Genomic DNA, 5,633 nt, shown 5'->3' with positions numbered 1-5,633 from the left:
TAACATTTTCATCTTTCAATGTCAACTAAGTTTTTTATTTCGTTTGTCGCTTTCGACGTTGTTGTCATCGGCGACTTGTTCTATATTACACCTCTATACTCTAATCGTCAACACTTTTTATAAAGATATTCAATTAAATGTTTTTTACGCTCTTTTGGCTATATACGTCCCTACAAAAATTCATTACCGTAAAACTACCTTCTGCTTCTCTTTAATTTATTCTCGCAAAACATATTCAATTTACTTTGACCCTAAGCTTAATTTGCTTGAATATTTCCCTTCCCCAAAACTGTTAATCTTATTTTAACAAATACTAGTATATAATTAGAGGGTTGTTGTACCATCAATGAAATCCATTAGAAGTAGGTGAAGATATGAAAGATATACGTATCCTTATAGCAGACGATGATAAAGAAATCCGTAATTTACTAAAAATATATTTAGAACGAGAATTATATATGGTAGATACTGCGATTGATGGCGAAGTAGCCTTACAGTTATTTAATCAAAACAACTATAGCCTCGTTATATTAGATCTTATGATGCCGAAAGTAGATGGTATCGAAGTATGTAGAAAGCTAAGGGATAAAACTAACGTACCGATATTAATGCTAACCGCTAAAGATCACGAAGTCGATAAAATTTTAGGTTTAAGCATTGGTGCTGATGATTACATTACGAAGCCTTTCAGCATTCACGAAGTGGTTGCACGAGTCAAAGCTCTTATACGGCGTTTTTTCGTTCTTGGAAGTAACATTAGTGTACAAGAGCAGACAACTTTAGCTTTTAAAGGACTAACTATCAATTTAAATACATATACAGTTCACACAAATAAAGAAGAAATCAGCTTAACTGGAAAAGAATTAGAACTATTAAAATTCTTTATTTCAAACCCAGGACAAGTATTTACAAAAACACAGCTCTTCCGCAATGTATGGGACGATAATTATATAGAAGATGATAATACCGTTATGGTACATATTCGAAAACTTAGAAAGAAAATAGAAATCGATCCTTCCAATCCAAAATTCATTCAAACTGTATGGGGAATTGGTTATAAGTTTGTAGGTGAAAAGCTTGAAGATCGATAAAATCCTCTTCCTTATTTCATTACAACTTATCATTTACGGGCTTTTAAATATACAAATGGATCCAAAAGTAAAAATTTCTTTATTTATTACCCTTATCTTAATTACAATGTATCTCTTCTTTTCAAGAATACAATTCATTCAAAATCGCAAATCAATAGACACTAAATTAAGTCGTGCACTAAAGGGGAATTTACAAACGAGATTATTCACAAGTAATGATCAATCGTTACATAATATCGTTTTTTCAATAAACGAACTAATAGCTGAATTAGAAAAGGTTCGGATTAAAGCAAAAAGGTCTGAGGAATCTAGAAAACAACTTTTATCTAGTATCTCACACGATATCCGAACACCACTCACCTCCATTATTGGATATATCGATGCTTTAAAAGATGGGGTTGCTGCTTCTGAAATAGAAAAGCAAGAATATCTTAAAATACTTTATATGAAATCAAATAACTTAAAGCACCTAGTTGATGAAATATTCAATATGGCAAAGCTAGACGCTAATGAATTTCCACTAAAAGAAGAAAAACTCGACTTTTCTGAAGTTACTAGAGAAGCTTTGATCGAGTTTTTACCCGAACTCTCAAAACATAATATTAAACTACAAGTTCTTATACCAGAGTCTACTTGTCCTATCATTGCAGATCACCTAAGCCTTATGCGGATTATAGGTAACTTAATGAAAAATGCCATTTATTACGGAAAGAATGGGAAAACAATAGGAGTCGAACTACTAGAAACGGATGCAGCATATGAACTTCTTATTTGGGATAAAGGTCCTGGTATTCCAAAACATGATTTACAAAACGTATTCGAGCGAATGTACCGAAGCGAACAATCAAGAAACTCGTCTTTTGGTGGTAGCGGGCTCGGGCTTTCTATTTCTAAAGCGCTCGTTGAGAGGAATGGTGGGCATATATGGGTTAAAAGTATTCCATGGGAACGAACCACTTTTGGCTTTTCCATTCCAAAACACAATACTTTTAAGAAATAGTTAAGAAATGATTAATATGCAGTTAAGCCTTCCTTTTTATCATGTAAATAAGAACTTATAGAAAGTAGGTGACTCCTATAAACACAATTATAAAAACGACTAATCTTACTAAAGTATATGGCAAGCAAAAATCCGTAGATAATCTAAATATTAACGTTCAACAAGGAGAAATTTATGGATTCATAGGACGTAACGGTGCTGGTAAAACGACAACCATTCGTATGCTGCTTAGTCTTATAAAGCCTACAAGTGGAACTATCGAAATATTCGGAGAGGACTTATTTCAAAATCAAAAAGATATTTTAAGTAGAATTGGTTCTATCGTTGAAGTTCCAGGGTTTTATGAAAACTTAACTGCAAAAGAAAACTTATTAATTAATGCAAAGATAATCGGGGTTTACAAAAAGAATGCTATTGAAGAAGCATTAGAAATAGTGGGCTTGCAGCATGAAACAAAAAAGTTAGTAGGAAAGTATTCTCTAGGCATGAAGCAGCGCCTAGGAATTGCACGCGCTCTTCTCCATTATCCCGAACTACTCATATTAGATGAACCGACTAACGGACTAGACCCCATCGGTATTAAAGAAATGCGAAAACTTATTCATTCTTTAGCTCAAGAAAGGAATATAACGATACTCATTTCTAGTCACATTTTAGCAGAGGTAGAACAGTTAGTTGATCGTATCGGAATTATTCACGAAGGAAGGTTACTAGAAGAAGTTTCTCTTGATAAGCTGCGCAAAGCAAACCGTAAGTACATAGAATTTCAGGTGAATAATGACAATAAAGCTGCGATGCTATTAGAAAATCAATTTCAAATTTTCGATTATGAGGTACATGATGAAGGGAATATTCGCATTTACTCTCATTTTGGGCAACAAGGATACATCAACAGAACATTCGTTCTTAATGATATCGAAGTATTAAAAATGATGACCAGTGAAGACAGATTAGAAGATTATTTCACCAAACTAGTTGGAGGTGGGACAATTGGTTAATCTACTCTATACAGAACTATTAAAACTAAAACGCTCTAATATGTTTTTAATTAGCATTATTGGAGCTGGTGTCGCACCTTTCTTAGTCGTAGTAGCCTCTTATATACATATAAAAACAAAACAGCCAACTCCGACTATTTGGTTCCACCAGTTATTCACTGACGTTAACTTATATACTACTTTAGTTATAGGATTCCCTTTATACGGAGTAGTTGTTGCTTATATGTTTACCCGCGAATATGCAGAAGATACACTAAAAAATTTACTAACTATCCCCGTGTCGCGCATTAGTTTTATTATAAGTAAGTTCATCATCCTCTTCCTTTGGATTATGATGCTAACTTTAGTCGCTTGGTCGCTTACTGTAGTATTAGGGCTATTGGGGAACTTCCCTGGTTTTAACATTACTTTACTTTTAGGTTCTTTCCTAAAATTTTTAATATGTGGTGGACTTCTCTTTCTATTGTCTTCACCTATTGTGCTATTAACTCTTGTAATGAAGAGCTATGTACCGCCTATTATATTAACAGTCATTATTACAATGATGAATCTTATGCTCGTAAACTCCAAACATAAAGATTTATTTCCGTGGACCGCTACTCTAGATATTGCAAATAATGAATTACAACCGACATATCCACCAGAGTATTCTTATATCATCATTGCAGCAACAGCAATTTTCGGATTTATTGCAACACTATTCTATTTTAAGAAAGTAGACATTCATTAATTTATAGGAGTGAAACTATGAGCGATATCATTATTGCCTTCATACTCGGTATTGTAGAAGGATTAGCTGAATTTTTACCTATATCCTCTACTGGCCACCTTATATTAGTCGGGCATTTATTAGGCTTTGAAGGAGAAAGAGCAAAAACGTTTGAAATTGTTATTCAGCTAGGCGCAATTTTAGCTATTGCAATTTTATATCATAAACGCCTCGTTTCTTTATGTAATATTAAGCCTCTTCTACGCAAAGAGAAAAAATTCAACGCGTTCCATGTATTTCTTGGCGTATTTCCGGCAGTAGTTGCTGGTTTGCTACTACATGATGTTATTAAAACTTACTTATTTCAGCCATACACTGTTGTGATTGGACTTGTAGCAGGAGCAATTCTTATGATCTTTGCAGAAGTAAAAAAGCAAGAAGCAACCTCCTATTCACTGGACGATTTAACGTACCGTCAAGCATTAACAATTGGATTATTTCAATGTTTAGCAGTATACCCTGGCTTCTCTAGAGCCGGCTCTACTATCTCTGGAGGTCTATTGGCAAAAGTAAATTATAAGACTGCATCTGAATTCTCTTTTCTAATAGCTCTTCCTGTAATGATTGGGGCTACAGGCTTAGACTTACTAAAAAGCTGGACGTATTTAAGTGTCGATGACATCCCTATGTTTGCGGTAGGATTCATTACCTCTTTTATAGTAGCGATGCTAGCGGTAGTAACTTTTCTAAAGCTTTTAGAGAAGATAGGTTTAAAACCTTTTGCATACTATCGTATTTTGCTGGCTATCTTATTTACGCTTTTCGTATTACTATAGATTCATATAAGTCACATATCATTAAACTGATATTCAATTTTAGAATATCGGTTTTTTATCTATTTCAACTCTAGTACTACTCACTTCAATATGGCATAGTGATAATAAACTACCATTAATAGTCTGAAGGTTCTTTAAGTAACTATATCCTTTATCATAAAATGCAATTGGAAAATTAAAGATCCCATATATGTACAGAACATATTTACAAACCATATTCATTCCACATAGTATCTTTGAAATTTGCAACACACTGATACAAATTTTAAATGAGCACAAAGACAGAATAAGTAAATAAATAAATCTCCTAGGAATTATAAAGCGACTAAATATTAATTAGAGTGAGGTGACGATAAAATGAATCAATTAGCACAGACATATTGGAATATTTATTGGGGAAACAACAAAAAACCAGAATCTGTTATAGCTTGGCAATTTGGAGATTCCCCTAATTATCTTGCACAACTAGTAATTGACGGTATTAAAACTGCTACATGCTCCGGTCACATTTTTTATGAATTAGAAAATGAACCGCTACCGACCACTAATGATTATAGTATTATACTTAATAGTAATGATGAACCTGTAGCTATTATTAAGATAATAGAAGTAACTGTAACACCAATGAATGAAGTAAGCGAAGAATTCGCTATCGCTGAAGGCGAAGGAGATCGTACTTACAATTACTGGAGAGACACCCATGTTCGTTTTTTTACAAAGGAACTAAATGAGCTTGGTCTTAATTTCTCTGAAGATATGTTACTCGTCTGTGAGCGTTTTGAACTTGTTGATGTGAACAATAAAGTGAAATTATAAAAAACTGAGATTTACCACCCATTCTTATTTTTATAAAACACAAAAAAGACAAGTCATTCTGACTTGTCTTAAAGTTGCTTGGCGACGTCCTACTCTCACAGGGACAAGGTCCCAACTACCATCGGCGCTAGAGAGCTTAACTTCCGTGTTCGGTATGGGAACGGGTGTGACCTCTCTGCCATC

General features: G+C 33.8%; 6 protein-coding genes and 1 rRNA gene. 6 read left to right on the top strand and 1 reads right to left on the bottom strand.

Features of this window, described 5'->3' with window-relative positions:
• The first annotated feature begins 374 nt into the window (after positions 1 to 374).
• The 6 genes from ACTFRH_RS30805 (at position 375) to ACTFRH_RS30780 (ending at position 5,450) form a co-directional block, all read left to right on the top strand.
• On the top strand, positions 375 to 1,091 hold the full coding sequence (locus tag ACTFRH_RS30805) for a response regulator transcription factor (RefSeq protein ID WP_000651979.1): 717 nt from the start codon (positions 375 to 377) through the stop codon (positions 1,089 to 1,091).
• Positions 1,078 to 2,091: a sensor histidine kinase gene (locus ACTFRH_RS30800; protein WP_000686997.1), complete on the top strand. Its 1,014-nt coding sequence runs from the start codon at positions 1,078 to 1,080 to the stop codon at positions 2,089 to 2,091. Before ACTFRH_RS30805 ends, ACTFRH_RS30800 begins: the two co-directional genes overlap by 14 nt.
• A 68-nt stretch (positions 2,092 to 2,159) precedes the next feature.
• Entirely contained in the window at positions 2,160 to 3,089 is a 930-nt protein-coding gene (locus tag ACTFRH_RS30795; protein WP_000187943.1) for an ABC transporter ATP-binding protein, read from the top strand.
• Positions 3,082 to 3,819, top strand: a complete 738-nt coding sequence (locus tag ACTFRH_RS30790) for an ABC transporter permease (protein ID WP_000247721.1) — start codon at positions 3,082 to 3,084, stop codon at positions 3,817 to 3,819. Before ACTFRH_RS30795 ends, ACTFRH_RS30790 begins: the two co-directional genes overlap by 8 nt.
• A 17-nt stretch (positions 3,820 to 3,836) precedes the next feature.
• Entirely contained in the window at positions 3,837 to 4,634 is a 798-nt protein-coding gene (gene uppP, locus ACTFRH_RS30785) for an undecaprenyl-diphosphate phosphatase UppP (protein WP_001279961.1), read from the top strand.
• 357 nt (positions 4,635 to 4,991) lie between these two features.
• Positions 4,992 to 5,450 (top strand): ASCH domain-containing protein, encoded by a 459-nt coding sequence (locus ACTFRH_RS30780; protein ID WP_001072426.1) that lies wholly within the window; start codon positions 4,992 to 4,994, stop codon positions 5,448 to 5,450.
• 76 nt (positions 5,451 to 5,526) lie between these two features.
• Here the strand turns inward: ACTFRH_RS30780 and rrf are convergent.
• Positions 5,527 to 5,633, bottom strand: a 5S ribosomal RNA gene (gene rrf, locus ACTFRH_RS30775); the annotation flags it as partial.

It is taken from the genome of Bacillus cereus group sp. MYBK216-1 (assembly GCF_051916495.1).
Classification (GTDB): Bacteria; Bacillota; Bacilli; order Bacillales; family Bacillaceae_G; genus Bacillus_A; species Bacillus_A thuringiensis_K.
This window is presented reverse-complemented; position numbering and strand designations above follow the sequence as displayed.

What these genes read in the sequence shown, in the direction of transcription:
- uppP (WP_001279961.1), top strand. Translation starts at nt 3,837, where the DNA reads ATGAGCGATATCATTATTGCCTTCATACTCGGTATTGTAGAAGGATTA.
- ACTFRH_RS30805 (WP_000651979.1), top strand. Translation starts at nt 375, where the DNA reads ATGAAAGATATACGTATCCTTATAGCAGACGATGATAAAGAAATCCGT.
- ACTFRH_RS30780 (WP_001072426.1), top strand. Translation starts at nt 4,992, where the DNA reads ATGAATCAATTAGCACAGACATATTGGAATATTTATTGGGGAAACAAC.